General features: G+C 42.6%; 15 protein-coding genes and 1 riboswitch. Of the genes, 13 read left to right on the forward strand and 2 right to left on the reverse strand.

From position 1 onward, the window contains the following. Nucleotides 1-96 precede the first annotated feature (96 nt). Nucleotides 97-741, forward strand: coding sequence for an SDR family oxidoreductase (locus tag RBH91_RS03890; RefSeq protein WP_307893539.1), 645 nt, complete (start codon nucleotides 97-99; stop codon nucleotides 739-741). Between the two features lie 32 nt (nucleotides 742-773). Here RBH91_RS03890 and RBH91_RS03895 read toward each other — a convergent pair whose 3' ends face one another. Next, nucleotides 774-1,643 carry an effector binding domain-containing protein gene (locus RBH91_RS03895; protein ID WP_307894658.1) on the reverse strand — a complete coding sequence of 290 codons (870 nt, stop codon included), beginning with the start codon at nucleotides 1,641-1,643 and terminating at the stop codon, nucleotides 774-776. Between the two features lie 108 nt (nucleotides 1,644-1,751). After that, complete coding sequence (locus tag RBH91_RS03900) at nucleotides 1,752-3,293, reverse strand: multicopper oxidase family protein (protein WP_307893540.1); 1,542 nt, start codon at nucleotides 3,291-3,293, stop codon at nucleotides 1,752-1,754. A 396-nt stretch (nucleotides 3,294-3,689) separates the two neighbouring features. On the opposite strand from RBH91_RS03900, the gene RBH91_RS03905 reads away from it, so the two are divergent. The 12 genes from RBH91_RS03905 to RBH91_RS03960 all read left to right on the forward strand — a co-directional run bounded on the left by RBH91_RS03905 (nucleotide 3,690) and on the right by RBH91_RS03960 (nucleotide 18,474). Next, complete coding sequence (locus RBH91_RS03905; RefSeq protein ID WP_307893541.1) at nucleotides 3,690-4,691, forward strand: acyltransferase family protein; 1,002 nt, start codon at nucleotides 3,690-3,692, stop codon at nucleotides 4,689-4,691. Between the two features lie 295 nt (nucleotides 4,692-4,986). Next, nucleotides 4,987-5,862, forward strand: a complete 876-nt coding sequence (locus RBH91_RS03910; protein WP_307893542.1) for a cation diffusion facilitator family transporter — start codon at nucleotides 4,987-4,989, stop codon at nucleotides 5,860-5,862. Between the two features lie 135 nt (nucleotides 5,863-5,997). Continuing rightward, nucleotides 5,998-6,960, forward strand: a complete 963-nt coding sequence (locus RBH91_RS03915) for an AAA family ATPase (protein WP_076763564.1) — start codon at nucleotides 5,998-6,000, stop codon at nucleotides 6,958-6,960. After that, nucleotides 6,960-8,171: a DUF58 domain-containing protein gene (locus RBH91_RS03920; RefSeq protein ID WP_307893543.1), complete on the forward strand. Its 1,212-nt coding sequence runs from the start codon at nucleotides 6,960-6,962 to the stop codon at nucleotides 8,169-8,171. Before RBH91_RS03915 ends, RBH91_RS03920 begins: the two co-directional genes overlap by 1 nt. Before the next feature lie 5 nt (nucleotides 8,172-8,176). Beyond that, nucleotides 8,177-10,402 (forward strand): transglutaminaseTgpA domain-containing protein, encoded by a 2,226-nt coding sequence (locus RBH91_RS03925; protein WP_307894660.1) that lies wholly within the window; start codon nucleotides 8,177-8,179, stop codon nucleotides 10,400-10,402. Between the two features lie 185 nt (nucleotides 10,403-10,587). After that, nucleotides 10,588-12,129: a glutamine-hydrolyzing GMP synthase gene (gene guaA / locus RBH91_RS03930; protein WP_307893544.1), complete on the forward strand. Its 1,542-nt coding sequence runs from the start codon at nucleotides 10,588-10,590 to the stop codon at nucleotides 12,127-12,129. Between the two features lie 461 nt (nucleotides 12,130-12,590). Then, the gene (locus RBH91_RS03935; RefSeq protein WP_307893545.1) at nucleotides 12,591-13,574 is read left to right on the forward strand and encodes an ATP-grasp domain-containing protein; all 984 of its coding nucleotides are present in this window, start codon (nucleotides 12,591-12,593) and stop codon (nucleotides 13,572-13,574) included. 9 nt (nucleotides 13,575-13,583) lie between these two features. Next, complete coding sequence (locus RBH91_RS03940; protein WP_307893546.1) at nucleotides 13,584-13,853, forward strand: hypothetical protein; 270 nt, start codon at nucleotides 13,584-13,586, stop codon at nucleotides 13,851-13,853. Beyond that, nucleotides 13,816-15,027: an ATP-grasp domain-containing protein gene (locus RBH91_RS03945; protein ID WP_307893547.1), complete on the forward strand. Its 1,212-nt coding sequence runs from the start codon at nucleotides 13,816-13,818 to the stop codon at nucleotides 15,025-15,027. The genes RBH91_RS03940 and RBH91_RS03945 overlap by 38 nt, the downstream gene beginning before the upstream one ends. Before the next feature lie 11 nt (nucleotides 15,028-15,038). Next, nucleotides 15,039-15,926: an isocitrate lyase/phosphoenolpyruvate mutase family protein gene (locus RBH91_RS03950; RefSeq protein WP_307893548.1), complete on the forward strand. Its 888-nt coding sequence runs from the start codon at nucleotides 15,039-15,041 to the stop codon at nucleotides 15,924-15,926. 58 nt (nucleotides 15,927-15,984) lie between these two features. Then, entirely contained in the window at nucleotides 15,985-17,184 is a 1,200-nt protein-coding gene (locus RBH91_RS03955; protein ID WP_307893549.1) for a pyridoxal phosphate-dependent aminotransferase, read from the forward strand. Nucleotides 17,185-17,247: 63 nt separating this feature from the next. Then, the gene (locus RBH91_RS03960) at nucleotides 17,248-18,474 is read left to right on the forward strand and encodes an MDR family MFS transporter (protein ID WP_076797418.1); all 1,227 of its coding nucleotides are present in this window, start codon (nucleotides 17,248-17,250) and stop codon (nucleotides 18,472-18,474) included. A 430-nt stretch (nucleotides 18,475-18,904) separates the two neighbouring features. Further along, a riboswitch (purine riboswitch) is annotated at nucleotides 18,905-19,006 on the forward strand. Nucleotides 19,007-19,036 lie beyond the last annotated feature (30 nt).

Here is a 19,036-nt window from a genome sequence, read left to right on the forward strand (position 1 = left end):
TTTTCGTTAAAGCATCCGTATGAGCCGGCTGTTTGAAGAATGATCCGCACAATGAAATAATAAACAGGAGAAACGAATGGAAAGGAGTACGGTCATATGAAAGTGTTCATCGTGGGTGCAAACGGACAGATTGGCCGCTTCCTGACAAAATGGCTGTCAGAAAGCAGTGACCATCAAGTCAGAGCGATGGTCAGAAATGAAGAACAGGCTGAGGCCTTGAAACAGACGGGAATCGAAACCGCTCTCGCCAATTTAGAAGGGACGGTGGAAAACATAGCCGAAGCGGCAAAAGGCTGCGACGCAATTGTCTTTACTGCCGGATCAGGCGGGAAAACCGGTGATGACAAAACGTTATTGGTTGATCTTGACGGAGCGGCTAAAACGATTGAAGCCGCAGAAAAAGCAGGCATCAAACGTTTTATTATGATCAGCACCTTGCAGGCCCACCGTCGGGAAAATTGGAATGAAGCGCTAAAACCTTATTATGTTGCCAAACATTATGCAGACAGAATTCTTGAAGAAAGCGGTTTGACATATACGATCATCCGCCCGGGAGGCCTTTTAAATGAACCGGGCACAGGCAAAGTCAAAGCCGCCGAAAACCTGGAGAGCAGAATGATTCCTCGTGAAGACGTAGCCAAAACCGCAGCAGCGGTGCTGACTGAAGAGCATACATTCCGCCGTTCATTTGATCTGACTTCCGGAGATACGGCGATTGCTGAGGCGATCAAAACGATTTAAAAACACAGCCTGGAACCATTGGTTCCAGGTCTTTAGAGAATGGGGATGTAGACTTTCATTCTCATATCTTGCGGATATGAAGAATTGCAGACATCGGTCACTTCAAAATCAGGTCCTTCTTTTCTTTCATAATTGGAATTCGGAAGCCATGTTCCATAGATGTATCTTCGCGTATTTTGCACTGACTCTGATGGTCCTTTCACATCAAAAATCGCGTATTTTCCTTCAGGAATTTTAAAATAAACCAATGGCTCAGGGATTTCTTTTACGGGTTCTTGAATGGCTTCCCCGATGATAAATGAGAATTCTCCTTCATCTTGAAAGTTGCATGAAATGCCATATGACATGCTCGGTGCTGCTTTATTCGGAATTTTCAAGTAATATTCATGCTTTCCGAAATCAAAGTAGAATCCTGGGATGTCTTGGAAATATGTTTCATTGTTTAAGTTTGTACGATATTCATAACCGATAATATGTATCGCATCTAGATGCGTGATGTTTGGTTTCGCCATCGTTAGCTCTCCTTTTATTTTGTTTTTGTAATCGAGAAAATTCATTTTAGCTTGATGGTCCAGCCCGATCTTTGTCTTGCGGTATTTAGCCGGAGTGATCCCATAGCATTGAGAGAATGCTCTGCTGAATGCTTCCTGGGAACTGTATTGGAAATCAATTGCAATATCGAGAATGGTCCGGTTTGTTTCCTTCAGGGCAACTGCTGCCTCGGACAAACGTCTGTTGCGGATGTATTTTTGTACGGAAAAACCTGAAACCGCTTGGAAAAGCCTTTGAAAATGAAACGGCGAAAAACATGACTTTGCAGCAATATCAGTGATTTTCAACTCATTTCGCAAGTTTTCTTCAATAAAATGAACAGCGCTTTGGATTCTTTCATAATAGTCCATCATCACACACAGCCTTTACCGTTTTATTATCTTTATTGTACAAGATGGAAAGCGGATTTTTTTGATGATTTGTGCTATTTTAAAAAGCCTCCGGAATGGGAGGCTTTTTTATTGGGTTCGAAAACCCTTGACTTCAAGAGGCCGCATCATATCGTAATCTTCATGCTCCAATATGTGGCAATGCCATACATATTTTCCGCTGTATGGACTGAAGGTGGCGATGATGCGGGTAACGGTTCCCGGCGGGACCTTTACGGTATCCTTGAGGCCTTTTTCGTTCGGGGCGGGAGGAACAGCGGGCCCCGTAAACACCAGCTCTCCGTTCTCCTGATAGCGGGCTGTATCAAACGGCCGATGGTCAAGGATGAAAAATTGGACGAGGTGTAAGTGAATGGGGTGTATCCCTCGGCCGGCATTCACGATGGACCAAATCTCGGTGCTGCCAAGCGCCGGGGTCTCTGTCACAGGCTCATGCCATTTTGTATTGTTTAAAAGAAGAACGGGTCTTCCATATTGGTCTTGTGACGCGCCCAATGTCAAATGTCTGATGGCATCAACCTTGTTCTTTCTGAAAAAAGGCCGTCTTCTCAGGATTTTTGGTATTGAAGCCGTATCTTTTTGCTTTAATGGTTTTGTGACGCGGAATTGCATAATATCTCCATCGGTTTCCGGATCTGCATCCTGTCCGCCGCAGCCGATTCGATTTTTCAGGTTCATTGTTTTTCCTTCAGCATCTGAAAAATCGATGATGATGTCACATCTTTCAGCCGGAGCGATCGTCAAAGCCTGGACTTTTGCCGGGTGCTGAAGAAGGCCGCCATCCGTCCCAATTTGATGAAACACATGGCCAGAATCGAAATACAGTTCATATATTCTTGTGTTGGAAGCGTTTAGAATACGAAAACGGTATTTTCTCGGCTCAATTTCTGCATAAGGCCACACCTTGCCGTTGACTAAAATGGCATCCCCGCAAAAAGCCGGAACAATCGACGGATCGGGAAGGCCGGGAGAAGGGTTGCGAGGCTGGCGCGGATAATACAAAGAACCGTCCTCATGAAACGACTTATCCTGGATTAACAGGGGAATTTCATATTCTCCTTTCGGCAGGTTTAATGAGCGTTCTTCCCGATCGCGAATGAAATATAAACCGACAAGACCGGCATATACATTCAGCCTTGTGATCGCCATGGCATGGTCATGGTACCAAAGGGCGGTTGCATCCTGGTGATTGGGATATTCATATACCTCTTTTTCGAAAAAAGGTCCTGTTTCTTTATAGTCTCTTGTATACCAGGCTTCAGGATAGCCGTCGCTGTCAGCCGGAGTATTCCCGCCGTGGAGATGAACGACCGTTTTAACCTCATGCATATGGTGGCCGTCATCATGAATCGTATGGTCGATGGGAAGGAAATGATGGTGTGGAAGCTTGTTCATCCATTTGACTTCGACCCTTTCATTTTTGTTCACTTCAAATGTCGGTCCGGGGTAGCTTCCATTATATCCGTAAAGCCGTGTCGGCGGCAGGTCGCGGTGAAGCTGCTGGTGAAACTCTTCCATTTTCACTTCATAATACGTTTTGGACTTGCTTTTTGTATGAGGTTTGAGCACTTTTGGAATCGGCAGACGATCAACAAACTTTTCAAGCTTCATGTTTCACCTATCCTCTTGATCTAATCAAACGATTAGTACATTATAAGACGGGATTCATCATTAGGTTCCTGCCGAGGGAGGAAAAAAGTGCAGCCTCCGTCTGTCCATCCTGTGTTGTCCCGGCTTTCTATCCGCATGCAGTTCAAAAAGCCCATTTTCTCCTTATCAAAAACAGTCTGCAAAATCCACTCCGTATAGAAAACGAAAAATGCGTCGAAAATGCCATAAAAAAAGCTGATGATTACAAAAAGATGAACAGAGTATTTCTAAACGATTAAAAATGGTCTGGAAGGCGATTTTTAGAGGTGTGACATTGGAGATCATGCATTTTGTGATGGTACATTATGTGTGACCCGCTTGCTTAGCGGGGAAGCGGCCTGAAAGGAGATGCCTGTGATGCGGAAAAGGATCGATTGGATTGATGCGTCAAAAGGTTTGGGAATTATTTTGGTTGTCTTAGGCCATACACCGACAACGGATTGGCTGAAAACGTTCATCTTTTCTTTTCATATGCCGCTGTTTTTCTTTTTATCAGGGATTGTCTATCATGATGCAAATATGACGTTTAAGTCGTTCCTCTATAAAAAAATGAAGACGCTCCTTTTGCCTTACTTCATATTTTCAGTGCTGGCCTATTTATTCTGGTTTTTAGTCGAGAGGCATTTCCAGTTCAGCGGCAGTTCGGATGTCGATCCTGTTGTTCCATTTAAAGGGATTTTTTATTCCATACCCGACAACTATATGCTGACACACAATCCGGCGCTTTGGTTTTTAACATGCTTATTTATCGTGGAAATCCTTTTTTTCTGTATGAAAAAATGGCTGAAGGACCGCTTTATTGTCTATTCCGTCATGTTGTCTGCCGCCTTGGGTTATTTTAATGATCAGTATCTCGAAGTCAAACTTCCATGGAATATCGAAGTAGCATTGACTGCAATCGTTTTTTATTCGGCCGGCTTTTTTCTGAGGCACCGTTTGAAAAAACTTAGGCATCGAAAAACAGTGCTGCTTTCGCTCCTTTTTTTCATCCTTGTCGGCTATTTGCAAAGCCGGAATGTCAGAGTGGACATGAGAGCCAATGAATACGGCAGCATGGCGCTCTTTTATATCACATCATTTTTGGGGACGGCCGGAGCAGTTTTCACTAGTTTTAAACTGGAAAATGTGAAGCTGCTTCAATTTCTCGGCAAAAACTCGCTAATCATCCTTGTTCTCCATTATCCGGTGATCAGAATATTAAAAGCCGTTATTTACTATTTCATGGATATATCTCTTGATGAGACGTACGGCTCTCTATTATGGAGCGGTATGTACACGGCATTGACATTGCTGATCATGGTTCCGTGCATCTATATTTTGAATCGGTATCCGGTTTTGCTTGGGAGAAGAAGGTGCTGAAAAAGCCTTGCAGAAGAAATTTCTCTGCAAGGTTTTGATTTTCCAAAGAAAAAATATTCAGAATAAAATGGGGCGGCGCGCCTTTTTCCATACTCAAGGAAAGCTGGATTTTTGCAAAACCCTTATCGGAAGCCGTTTTATTAGGGTTTGACCTTGTTGAAATTTGTTTCCTTCAATAAAAAAAGTTCTATACTGACTATAATTCTGCAAGAAGTGAATCATGTTTCTATAGACTCACTCAAGTTTTGCTTTGTATGATTAAAAGCGAAAACACGGATGGGAAAGGAAGCTTTTTATGGAACGGTATGACGAATTGAAAAAAGGAGAAACCGGGGCATGGGTCAGCATCATCGCTTACCTCGTGTTGTCAGCTGTTAAGCTGATCATCGGCTATGCTTTTCATTCGGAGGCCCTCAGGGCGGACGGGCTGAACAATACGACGGACATTATCGCCTCTTTAGCGGTGCTGATCGGCCTCAGGATTTCACAAAAGCCGCCTGATGAAGACCATCCGTACGGACATTTTCGCGCTGAGACGATTGCCTCGCTCGTTGCATCGTTTATCATGATGGTTGTCGGACTTGAAGTGCTGTACAACTCAGGCGAGACGCTGTTTAATCCGAGAGAAACAACACCAGATATGATCGCGGCTTGGACGGCGGCAGGAAGTGCAGTCGTGATGTTTTTGGTGTTCTTCTATAATAAAAGGCTGGCTAAAAAGGTAAACAGCCATGCCCTTTATGCCGCCGCCGCCGATAACAAATCAGATGCGTTTGTCAGCATCGGAACGTTCGCAGGCATTGTCGCTTCACAATTTAATCTTGCCTGGGTCGATACCGCTGCGGCTTTTATCATCGGGTTAATCATCTGCAAAACGGCTTGGGATATTTTTAAGGAAGCTGCGCATTCCTTGACGGACGGCTTTGACATCAAACATATATCAGCCTATAAGGAAACAATTCAAAAAGTACCAGGCGTAGGCCGGATCAAGGATGTGAAAGCGCGGTATTTGGGAAGCGCCGTCCACGTTGAAATCATTGTCGAGGTCAGTTCCGACCTGAACATTTCTGAAAGCCATGATATCGCTGATGAAATTGAAAAAAGGATGCATGATGAACATTCGATCGTTCATTCTCATGTTCATATAGAGCCTTGCAAAGTTGAAAAATAGCCTTTTCTATTTTAGAAAAAGCTATTTTTTTTAGATTGGAAAAAAAGTCTTTATTTCGGTTAGTTGTTTTCTTCGGGAACATCGTATATGGTAAAGTTAGATAAATTCGAATCGTCAGCAATGAGGAGGAAGAGGATGGCTTACCAAGAAACACTGCACCCTGTTTTGGGAAAAGTAGCCGATAATATTGATAAAGTAATGGTAGGAAAGAAAGATATAGCCGTTTTGAGTCTGACTGCCATTCTTGCAAACGGGCACGTCCTTTTGGAAGATGTTCCCGGTGTCGGGAAGACCATGATGGTCCGTACTTTGGCTAAATCAACCGGTGCGGAATTTAAAAGAATCCAATTCACACCTGACTTACTGCCTTCAGATGTAACAGGGGTTTCCATATATAATCCGAAAACATTGGAGTTTGAATATCGTTCAGGCCCGATTATGGGGGATATCGTATTGGCTGATGAAATCAACCGTACATCGCCGAAAACCCAATCGGCTCTTCTGGAAGCGATGGAAGAAGGCAGTGTGACGGTGGACGGTGTGACAATGCCGCTTACAAAGCCTTTCTTTGTCATGGCGACTCAAAACCCTGTTGAGTATGAAGGAACATATCCGCTGCCGGAAGCCCAGCTTGACCGCTTTTTATTTAAGCTTCGCATGGGCTACCCCACAGTCCGGGAAGAGCTTCAGGTGCTCGATCTTCAGGAGAATCGCCGCCCGCTTGAAGAGATTGAACCTGTGATTGCCAAGGAGGAGCTCGCCGCTTTTCAAAAAGAGGTTCAAAAGGTATATGTGGATTCCTCGATTAAAGAATACATTGTCGGCATCACCCAAAAAACAAGGAATCATTCTTCCGTATATCTGGGTGTCAGCCCGCGCGGCTCAATCGCATTAATGAAGGCAGCGCAGGCGTTTGCTTTTTTGCATAACCGCGACTATGTCATCCCGGATGATATTCAATATTTGGCGCCCTTTACACTTCCGCACAGAATGATTTTAAGGTCGGAGGCGAGGTTTGAAGGGAATCGGCCGGAGACGATCCTTCAGGATATCATGTCTAAAACAGAAGTTCCTGTTGGAAGGCCGTTGAGCAAATAATGAGAGAGCGCATCGGTCTTTTTATGTACGGATGGAAGCTGTTTGTATTATTTCTTCTGTCCGTCGCAACGTTCAGCTATGCTATGTTTCAGGGGGGATTTGTCAGCTGGTTTTTGTTCTTCGCTTTTCTTCCTTTCGTTTTGTATGCCTTTATGTTTGCTTTTTACCCGCTAACAAAAATAACGGCGGAGCGCCAGCTCACTAGGAAGCAGTTGAAAGCCGGCGGTCAGTTGAATGCCGTCATCACTATAAAACGAAAATTTCCGTTTCCGCTCATGTTTATGATTGTCGAGGACTGCCTGCCTGATTCGCTCCTGAAAAACGGGAATCAGGATGGGGCCAAGCAGTTTCTTTTTCCTTGGTTTCAAAAGGAGATCCGGATGGCTTATACATTGGATTCAGTCCCGAGGGGAGATCACCGTTTGACAGCGGTCAGAATACGCACCGGTGATCCGCTCGGTCTGCTTGAGAAGGAATTTTATTTAGAGCTGGAATCGTCTTTCTTTGTTTTGCCCTCCTATCAAGAGATCGCATATCATGCTAAGTCTGGAAGCTTTGACGATCAATCAGGGCATGTCTCCGATCTTCAGCGGAAAGACAGCACATTGGCGTCAGGCATCAGGGAGTATCAACCCGGCGACCGTTTTGCTTGGGTGGACTGGAAGACATCAGCCCGGCGGAATCAGCTGATGACAAAGGAATTTGAACAAACGAAAGGGCATGACTTGCTGATCTTTATGGATCAATCCCCATCAGAGGCATTTGAAGACATCGTTACGTTTACCGCTTCAATCGCTCGTGCAGCTCTGCGAACCGGGACTAATACAGGACTGGTTTCCAGCGGGAAAGAACGAGCCGTGTTTCCGGCACGGCACGGAGAAGATCATCTGGGAAAAATGTTTCGCTATTTGGCGATTGTCGATTGCGATGCTGCTTATCCGTTTTACAAATTGCTTGAAAGCGAGTTAAACCTCCCTCATATGAGGAAGGCGATGAAATATGTTGTGACAAGCCGTATCACCATCGAATTAACACAGGCTTTGTCTCATGTATCGAGAGAAAATCCCCCTGTCGTATTTTTGGTAAAGGAAAAGGGCAGTGCGCTTTCACATGAAGAGAATGCGGCCGTTGAGCATCTAAATACGCGGGGAATTGAAGTGGCTGTCGTTTTTGACGGGCGCTTTTCCCAGTTTTTTGCGAAGGCGAGGTGAAAATGATGAGATCCGGGGGACAATACAGACGGCTCGGTTTGCTGCTTTTTTACGTATTAACCTTTTTGCTGTTATGGGAATGGCTTCGTCCTTTGCAGTATTTTACAGATACGGGGCATACCTACTTTTTTATCTTTTTTATTGCCCTTGTTTTTTCGCTGACATTTTTCAGGGTTCCTTGGTTTATCAGGTTTCCGTTCAGCCTTGGTTTCATTTTGTTTGCCCTCCATTGGATTTTTTATGATGGGTCTGTATTTTCTGCTTCGTGGCTTGCGCTGCTTCTTCAAGATATCAGCCAAAATCTATCCTATATCTTTTCCGGTATGTGGCGGGATATGTCGCCGTTGTTTCGGACGCTTCTCTTTTATGTCCTGCTTTGGCTGCTTGTTTATCTGCTGCATTATTGGGTGATCTACCAGCGCAGAATTCTCTTCTTTTTTATCATGACCGTCGTTTATATTACGGTTATCGACACGTTTACGCCATTTGACGCGTCATATGCGATCGTCCGGATTGTTCTGTTCGGCTTTCTCTTGCTGGGGATGCTGTATTTGGAACGAATGAGAGAGGGAGAGGGATTCAAATACTCCAAAAAGCTGTTTGCTAAATGGTTTGCCCCTTTAGTGCTGATGACGGCCGCTGCAATCTTCATTGGAGCGGCAGCGCCAAAGACCGATCCGGTTTGGCCAGATCCGGTTCCTTTCATCAAAACGGCTGCAAATGGGGATTTTGCTTCGTCAGGTAACAGCAAAGTCGGCTACGGTACAAATGATGAGTCATTGGGCGGACCATTTTCAGAAGATGATTCTTGGGTATTTACATGGCAGGGAAAGGAAAGAAGCTATTTCAGAGCCGAAACGAAAAGCCATTATACAGGGAGAGGCTGGATTGAAGATGAGAAAGCGGGAACGTCCATCCAGCTGAAAGATGATCAGCTTGATTATAAATGGTATGAAGAAAGTGTGAGAACAGAGACGCGCAAAGTGATCATCGATATGGAGCCGTCGTACCGGTATAACCATGTTCTTTATCCGATCGGGACGACTAAAATCACTTTAAACAACTTTTTTGCCCCGCTTCACATGAACTCAAATACGGAGAAAATTGTGCCGGCCGGGAAAACGGGAACGGATATTCAGAATCTCGAAAGCTATTCATTAAGCTATGAATCTCCTGTTTTTGATGTGGACGAACTGAAAAAAATCAGCATTGATTCTGAGGAAGCTTGGAGCAAAAGCCATGAAAAATACCTCCAGCTTCCAGACTCCCTCCCGGAACGCGTCAGAAAACTCGCCCGTGATTTAACGAAGGATAAAGATAATATGTATGACAAAGCAAAAGCGATTGAAGACTATCTTGGTTCTTCCGATTTTTCGTATGACACAAAAGATGTTGCCGTGCCTAAAAAGAATCAGGATTATGTCGATCAATTTTTATTTGAAACGAAAGTCGGCTATTGCGACAATTTCTCTACGGCCATGATCGTTTTGTTGCGTTCGGCCGGAATCCCTGCGCGCTGGGTCAAGGGATATACATCAGGAGATTTTGCCGGAACGACGGCAGACCGGAAGCGCAATATTTATGAAGTGACGAACAACAATGCCCATTCTTGGGTTGAAGTTTACTTTAAAGGCCAGGGCTGGGTTACATTTGAACCGACAAAAGGTTTCGTCAATCCAGAGCAGTTAATAGAGCAGTCGGACAGCCAACAAGGCGGTGCTGCCGCAGGAAAAAAGGAAGAAGAACAGAAAAATGCCGCAGATCAGCGGCAGCAAACTGAAAAAAAACAGAATAACGGCGAAAAGCCTGAAGCTGAGGCCAAACGGAATGCTCAAGCCGATTCTACTGCCGAAAGCCAAGGCGACAACAGTTTTCTATGGTTTGGGGCAGCCGGTTTCATTCTGCTGTTTGCCGCAGCTGCCTGCCTCTACTATACGCGGGCAAATTGGATGCCTGCCATCGTCACCGCAAGGCTGAAAAACCGGCGCGATGATACGGTATTCTTTAAGGCTTATGAAGAGCTCCTTCGCCAGCTGAAGCGAAAGGGGATGAAGAAACAAGAAGGGCAGACGCTCCGCGAATTTGCGAAGGCGGTTGATGAACGCTTTCAAAATACTGATATGACTTCTTTAACACTCCGTTATGAACGAGCTCTTTATCGAAAGGAAAATGCTGCTGAGCTTTGGAATGATTCGGCGGAGTTATGGGAAAATTTAATTAAAAGGAGATAGTCTTGACCGCTTTCTGTCCTATTGTTAGAATAAGTGAATATTAAAAACCCTTATATACTTTGCTGGCAGGCTCGGCGGTTTGTTTTCTGACAAGCCGGGCCTAAGTCCCGCGAATGGGGGCAGGACGGCCGTAGTCCGCCGCCATTTTTTCTGTGCAAAAAACAATTTGATAAAGAGGTGACACCATGACGAAGTTAGTAAATGAAATGATTCTTGTATTGGATTTTGGAAGTCAGTACAACCAGCTGATTACCCGTCGCATCCGTGAGTTTGGTGTATACAGTGAATTGCATCCGCATACGTTGACGGCAGAAGAAATCAAAGAAATGAATCCGAAAGGAATTATTTTATCCGGAGGACCGAACAGCGTGTATGATGAAGGATCATTCCGCTGCGACGAAACGATTTTTGAATTGGATATCCCTGTTCTCGGCATCTGCTACGGTATGCAGCTGATGACTCATTACCTTGGCGGAAAAGTGGAAGCGGCAAGTCAGCGTGAGTACGGAAAAGCGAACATTCACATCGAGGGTGAGCCAGATCTGTTTAAAGATCTTCCGAATGAACAAGTTGTCTGGATGAGTCATGGTGATTTAGTTGTTGAAGTTCCAGAAGGCTTTACGGTTGATGCCACAAGCCATCACTGCCCGAATTCAGCGATGAGCAAGAAAGATAAACAATGGTACGGCGTTCAGTTTCACCCGGAAGTGCGTCATTCAGAATACGGAAATGAACTGTTGAAAAACTTCGTTTTCGGTGTTTGTGAATGTGCCGGAGAATGGTCAATGGAAAACTTCATTGAAATCGAAATGCAAAAGATCCGTGAAACAGTCGGTGACAAACAAGTGTTATGCGCACTGAGCGGCGGAGTCGATTCATCTGTCGTTGCGGTATTGATCCATAAAGCGATCGGCGACCAGCTGACTTGTATTTTCGTCGATCACGGCCTGCTTCGCAAAGGTGAAGCGGAAGGCGTCATGAAAACGTTCAGTGAAGGCTTTAACATGAACGTTATCAAAGTGGATGCAAAAGACCGCTTCCTGAATAAGCTGAAAGGTGTTTCAGATCCTGAACAAAAACGCAAAATCATCGGCAATGAATTTATCTATGTGTTTGATGATGAAGCGGACAAGCTGAAAGGGATCGATTTCCTTGCACAGGGCACGCTTTATACAGACATTATCGAAAGCGGTACAGCGACTGCGCAGACAATCAAGTCTCACCACAATGTCGGCGGCCTGCCTGAAGACATGCAGTTTGAGCTGATTGAACCGCTGAATACTTTGTTTAAAGATGAAGTCCGTGCGCTTGGAACCGAGCTCGGCATTCCTGATGAGATCGTTTGGCGCCAGCCGTTCCCTGGACCGGGCCTCGGCATCCGCGTCTTGGGAGAAATTACAGAAGATAAGCTGGAAATCGTCCGCGAATCGGACGCGATTCTCCGCGAAGAGATCGCCAAAGCAGATCTTGAAAAAGATATTTGGCAATACTTCACCGTTCTTCCTGATATCCGCAGCGTCGGAGTCATGGGGGATGCGCGAACATACGATTATACGATCGGCATTCGCGCCGTCACTTCAATCGACGGCATGACATCTGACTGGGCAAGAATTCCTTGGGACGTCCTTGAGAAGATCTCAACGAGGATCGTCAATGAAGTGAAACACATTAACCGCGTGGTCTACGATATTACGAGCAAGCCGCCTGCAACAATTGAATGGGAATAATCATCAAAGCCTCAAATCTTTATATAAAAGATTTGAGGCTTTTTTTTATAAAAAATTATAGCTGAATTTGCCTGTTTTTAAGAGCAGAGGACATTTTGTCATAAATTAACACTAGAAGAGGTCGTCCAGTTTGTTGTCAACAAATAAGTTCGCTCCACTAGTATTTTCTTCAGTTATATCGCCAACCTTCACCTCACTGCACCATCTGTTCATTTGTCTGATAAAACCGAATTCATAAAATATTTATTGAATTAACAAGTATGTATGATATTATAAATATATACAAATATAGGATATAATGTATTTTTGTTTCCAAGTGGCCTTGTTCTTAGTTAAGAATGATAATAATTTAGCCTTCAATGGCTTTGAGTGTCACTCTTTATTTTTGCATTCAGTCCTTTAGATTCGCAGAAGGTTTTTGAAGTTGTAGAAAAAAAGAAAAGTTGAAAGAGGCTCAAAGGATGAAAAAACATATTTTATTTTTTAATGCTACTTATATAAAAAAAATTTCTACTTTAGAGACTGCTAAAAACTTAGACTTAACGGTGTCGGTTGTTGGACCTGAACTTCCTGAATGGTCGCGCCCCTTCGTTGACCATTTCATTTGTGCAAATACTTATGAGATGGATGAGACTATACCTGTACTGAAGGAAATGACCGAGAAAAATCCTTTTGACGGAGTCATTACATTTTGGGATAGGGATGTGGTGCCTGTGGCGGTGACTGCCCAAGAATTTAACCTGAAAGGCAGTCCGGTGGAAGCGGCGGAGCGGGCTCGAAATAAATGGAAGATGCGTCAATATTTAAACCGTGCACAAGTTCCACATCCAAAATATCACATGTTTTCAAATTGGAACGAATTATATTATGCAAGCGTTGAGATGGAATACCCCTTGATCATTAAGCCTGTGGGGGCTTCTGCAAGTAAAGGCGTGTTCCGAATTACAAAGCCAGAAGATTTATATCGCGCCTATCAGGAGTTGTTAAATGCTGCGATGCCGGAAAACGATAAAATGTTTTCTTTTTATCAAAACGAGTATCTGGTTGAAGAGTTTATGAATGGACAAGAAGTCAGCATTGAAGGAGTGATTTCCGATGGAGTCATTCACTTTGCTGGTGTTACTGAAAAATGGACGGATCAGTATTTCGAAGAATATCAGCATGCATTTCCTGCCAGACTGTCTGAAGCTATGGAACGTGAATTGTTCAACATCACAAGTGAAGGGATAAAAGCTTTGGGGCTGGACCATTGCGGTTTTCATGCTGAGGTCATGATCACAGGGAAAGGGTGCAAGATTATAGAGATCAACGGTCGTCTAGGTGGCGACTTCATTACCACACATTTGGTTCCTCTAGCCAAAGGTATAGATATAACACGTGAAAACCTATTGGCTGTATTAGGAGAAAAAATAAGCTTTGAAGCTTCGAAAACAAGAGCTGCCTGAGTCAGGTTTTTGATTGCAGACCGTGCAGGTGTAGTAGAAAAGTGGGAAGGTGTTGAAACGATTAAAGAAATGCCCGGAGTCGTTGAATTTGTTTTAGAAAAACAGCCGGGCGATCACGTTGGCCTGCCGCCTGAAAAATTTCATGATTCCCGGATTGCTTATGTCATCACAGAAGCCGAGGATACAGAAAAAGCGATTAAATATGCTGAAAATGCATTATCCAAAGTGAGGTGTTTCATCAATGGAACGGAAGAGACTGTTCCTGGTAGGGATTCCTGAAACGCATATTGAGAAGGCTATTATGCGGGCTAAGCAACTTGGTTTTGACGTCTTATTAGGAGATACAGAAGCTTCATTGAAAAAATATGAGCATTTAATAAAGGAAGCTGATCAAAAAATCGTATTAGACTATACGAATGATGAAAATCTATTCTCAGTCGTCAAAGAAATCCATGACAAAGAACCTTTAGATGCCTTATTTACTTTTAAAGAAACCGGCTTATTCAATGTATCTAAACTTCAGCAAGCATTTCATTTGAAAGGGAATCCTCCGTCTGTAGTACAAACATGTCTTGATAAATATAAAACGCGGCGGCTTTTAAAAAAGGCAGGACTAAACTCTCCTAATTTTGGATTGTGTAGGAGTGTGGAAGACGTATACGATTTTTGGACTAAATATAAACATCCTATCATTTTAAAGCCGAGATCTCAGCAAGGCAGTATCGGTGTCATAAAAGTTGAGAAAAGAGAGGACATAGAGGCGTGTTTTAAAGAATGTTCAAAACATGACGAAGAGAAATCGATATTAGCTGAAGAATTTATTAAAGGGAAGGAAATATCTATAGAAGCCGTTGTCTGTCATGGCGAGGTTGAAATATTTGGTGTAACTGAAAAGCAACTGTATCCTGGAACTTTTGTGGAATCGGGACATATTTCGCCTTATCAATATCAAGAAAAACATCAGGATTTTTATAAGGAGCTGATCAAGAGAGTTGTTCATGCCGTTGGAATCGTATTTGGCCCCTTGCATATTGAAGGATATCACACAAATAAAGGATTTGTGGTAGGCGAGGTGCACACACGCTATGGCGGAGACAATATAGTGACCATCACTGAAATCGCTATGAAATGTGATATGCATACTCCTATTTTTGCTGAACTGGCTGGAATTCCATATAAACCGGAAAGGAAACCTGTTCCAAACGAAGTATGCGCTGTTCGCTTTTTAGAAACGAACCAAGGAATTGTGCACGCGATAAAAGGGCTCAGCGAGCTGAAAAGTATGGGGAATGTAGTTGATTTTCATGTGAATTGCAGTGTTGGTGACTCAATCGGGCCAATAAAAAACAGTTACGATAGAGCAGGTTGGATGATTGTAAAGGGGAAGAATAAGCGAGAAGTCAATGACGCATTACGTGATGCGTTTGACAAGATAAAAATAATAATTAGATGAAGGGGAGAATGATGGTGAGAAACAGAAAATCATCTATTTTAAGGGATGCTTTAAAAAGTAAAGGTTTGGTAAAAGTTGCGGGAGCTCATGACGGCTTAAGCGCCAAATTAGCAGAGAAAAACGGATTTAATGCCGTATGGGCAAGCGGTTTGGGTATCTCAGCTGTGCAAACCGTACCTGATGCCAGTATATTAACGATGACTGAATTTCTTGAAGCTGCCGTCATTATGAATGAATCATGCAACTTGCCGGTCATTGCAGACTGTGATTCAGGCTATGGGAATATTCATAATGTCACTCGTATGATAAAAAAATATGAAGTTTCTGGTATTGCTGGGGTTTGTATTGAAGATAAAGTATATCCAAAATTAAATTCATTTGACGACAGACAACAGCTTCTTGTCAGTACAGAAGAATTTTGCGAAAAAATTAGAGCAGCAAAGATGGCTCAACAAAATGACGATTTTGTATTGATTGCCCGTGTCGAAGCTTTAATTGCCAAATTAGGTCAACAAGAAGCTTATACAAGAGCGAAAGCATATGTTCAAGCTGGAGCGGATGCAATTTTAATTCATTCAAAAGAACAATCGCCTGATGAAATTGTTGAGTTTGTTAACAATTGGGACGTTGATGCGCCGTTGGTTGTGGTTCCGACTAAATATCCGACGCTCTCAATGGAACAGCTGGAGGAATTGGGAGTAAAGGTTTCCATCTATGCGAATCAGGCTTTGCGTGCTTCTGTTAAGGCTATAAATGATACATTCGAAAGCATTATAAACAATAAATCGTCTTTGCAGATTGAAAAAGAGATAGTGAGCGTTAAAGAGATATTTGACATTCAAGAAGTTCCGGAGATGAAGCAGCTGGAGCGTTTGGTCCATAAGCAGCCGGCTACTTGAGGTTTTGTATTCTGAAATTTTAAGTATGTCCATATATAAGACACTGGAGGCGTTTCAAGTGAATAAAAGATTATCTGAGAGAGTCATGAATATAAAACCTTCGGCCACTATGTCATTAAATGCCAAAACGAAGATGATGATAAAAGAAGGTAAAGATATTATCAATATGAGTGTAGGTGAACCGGATCTTCAGCCGCCATTAACAGCCTCATATGCAGGAATCCAAGCGATAGTGAATGGCCAAACCGGATATACACCGGCAGCAGGACTGGTTGAATTAAGAGAATCCATTGCAAAATACTTGTTGAATGAACGAGGAATCGAGTATAGACCGAATCAAATAATTTCTTCAGCCGGAGGAAAACAACCGTTATATAATGTTTTTCAAGCAATTTGTGATGAAGGTGATGAAGTTGTCCTCCCTTCTCCTTACTGGGTGTCATATCCAGAGCAAATCAAACTGTCGGGAGCGGTGCCTGTAATTGTAAGATGTGATGAAACGACTGATTTTAAAATGACGCCGGAAAAGCTTGCAGCAGCGATTTCCCTTAAAACAAAAGCTGTCGTCATTACATCTCCGAATAATCCGACTGGGTCCGTTTATTCCGAAGATGAATTGAAAGCGATCGGAAATGTGTTGAAAGATTATAAGAACATTTTTATTATTTCTGATGAAATCTACGATCAGTTTGTGTATGATGGCAAGCATGTCAGCCTGCCTTTCATTTTTCCCGAATTACAAGACCGGACTATCATAACGAATGGATTTTCTAAAGTGTTTGCAATGACTGGTTGGCGGCTGGGTTATATCGCAGCCCCATTGGATATAGCTGAGGCAATTGCCAGCTTTCAAAGCCATGCTACAGGTAGCCCGTCAACGATTTCTCAATATGCGGGCATAGCGGCTTTGAACGGTTTTGACCAGTCGATGGTCGAAGAATATAAAAAGAGACGCGATCTGTTAGTCGGTGGTCTAAATCAAATTCAGGGTATCCGCTGTGCCGAACCAAATGGGGCCTTTTACGCGTTTCCGAATGTTTCGCGATTTATCGGGACAACATTTGAAGATCAAAAAATCGTTGATGCGGAGACATTTTGCCATCTGCTGCTGGAAAAACAGCACGTATCAGCTGTTCCCGGTACAGCATTTGGAGAGCGGAACAACATCCGCTTGAATTTTGCAATTCCAAAGGATCTTATTACTGAAGCGTTGAAAAGAATCGAGAACTTTACAACTCAGCTGGCCATTAAGGTATAACACTGACATCCTAAACAAGCCTTTTAATCCGCATCTCATGTTCAGGCAGGTGGTTTTTTTAAAATGAAACAATTAAGGATTCATCCTGTGGGTTGGAATATCATTTTGGGAACCTTGTTTAGCAGAATGTCAGTTTCGATGAGTATTCCTTTCCTTTCTATATACCTTACACAAGTCAAAGGTGTATCTCCAGCTTTGACTGGCATCATTGTATCAGTAAGTTCTCTTGCTGGAATTGTAATGAGCTTTTACGGCGGCTATTTGTCTGATCTTTTTGGCAGAAAAATTGTGATGATAACGTCTGTATTTTGTTGGGCTTTTGTATTCACAAGCTTTATTTTTGCAAATAGTATAATCGCATTTTTTGTCATCAATGCGCTTAATGGGCTATGTCAGTCAATTTTTGAACCGGCGTCTAGAGCCTTGTTATCCGATATAAGCAAAGAAGAAAATCGTTTGAAGATGTTTAATTTGCGATATACTGCGATCAATATAGGCGTGGTTTTCGGTCCGCTTATAGGCCTTCGTCTGGGAGCTGCCAAAACGGCTCTCCCTTTTCTGATCGCAGGTCTTACATATTTTCTTTACGGTCTGTCTCTCATATTTTCATTCCGGAAATTTAACATAGACGAGAATAACCGAAAAGAAGATAAAACGACGATTGCTACGGCTTTTCATGTGACAAGAAAAGACAAGGTATTTCTTATCACATTATTTGGAGTGATTTTATCAATATCCGGATACGCGCACTTTTCTACAACATTACCGCAATATTTTGCTGCCAAAATGGAGGACGGGGTGACCGTATTTTCATGGCTTTTGGTTCTGAATGCAATTGTTGTCCTAATCGTTCAATATCCTATTGTGAATGCTATGAAAAAGTTCCCGCCGATTCATTCAATTATTCTTGGGAATATGCTTATTAGTTTCAGTTTGCTGTTCTTTTCATTTTCAGCTAATCCGGTCATATGGGGTATTATCGTTATATTTTTCACAATAGGGGAAGTTTTGATTTTTTCAATGGTCGATATGTTGGTGGATGAAATTGCAAAACCAGGTTTAAAAGGTACATATTTTGGAGCAACTGGCTTTAACCGTTTAGGAAATGTAATTGGGCCATGGCTGGGCGGAATGCTTCTTTCCTATTTTGGAGTTAACGGGTCCATTTATATATTCTTCATCCTTTTTGTAACGACAGCTTCGGGAATTCCAGCTTTATTTTTAGCAAAAAAGCTTCTTGATAAGAGCAAACGTTCAAAAGTAGATGCAACAAAATCACATGGAATGTAAAATGTTTTTATACTAGCATATGAACATCAACGGCAAAGGACTTTAAACCCTAAGGGTTTGAAGTCTTTTTTACTTAAAATCCGAGTGAGTAAAAAATGAAATATGTTTTTCGCCTTTCTTTATATGGATTTTAAAAAAGCCGTTAATAAGAGTAGCTATTTTTGCTGGAAACGCCACCAAATTGTTTTGCCATTATGCTTTATCTGATAAGACCCTTTCACGTTAAAAACATTATGGCAAACAGTCTAAAGAGATGGTTCAATATCATAAAAAGAGAAAATGGTGTAGTATGGTTTTTGGCAACGATGGCGGGGTTATCTTTAAAAGAAAAACGGTCAGAATTTGGAAAGATAACGAACAAAACAAACTTTGTATCCAGTAACGTTCGCTTTTATATTGTGTTTCACGTGAGGTATTGTTACAATAGTATAGTAATTTAAAAAAGACTTGTCGTATAATCATGGGGATATGGCCCATAAGTTTCTACCAAGCTACCGTAAATGGCTTGACTACGCTTGTATACAATATTTTGTTCGTGAAAAAAACATTTTTTCAGTATGAA

It is taken from the genome of Bacillus swezeyi, assembly GCF_030908325.1.
GTDB classification, from domain to species: Bacteria; Bacillota; Bacilli; order Bacillales; family Bacillaceae; genus Bacillus; species Bacillus swezeyi.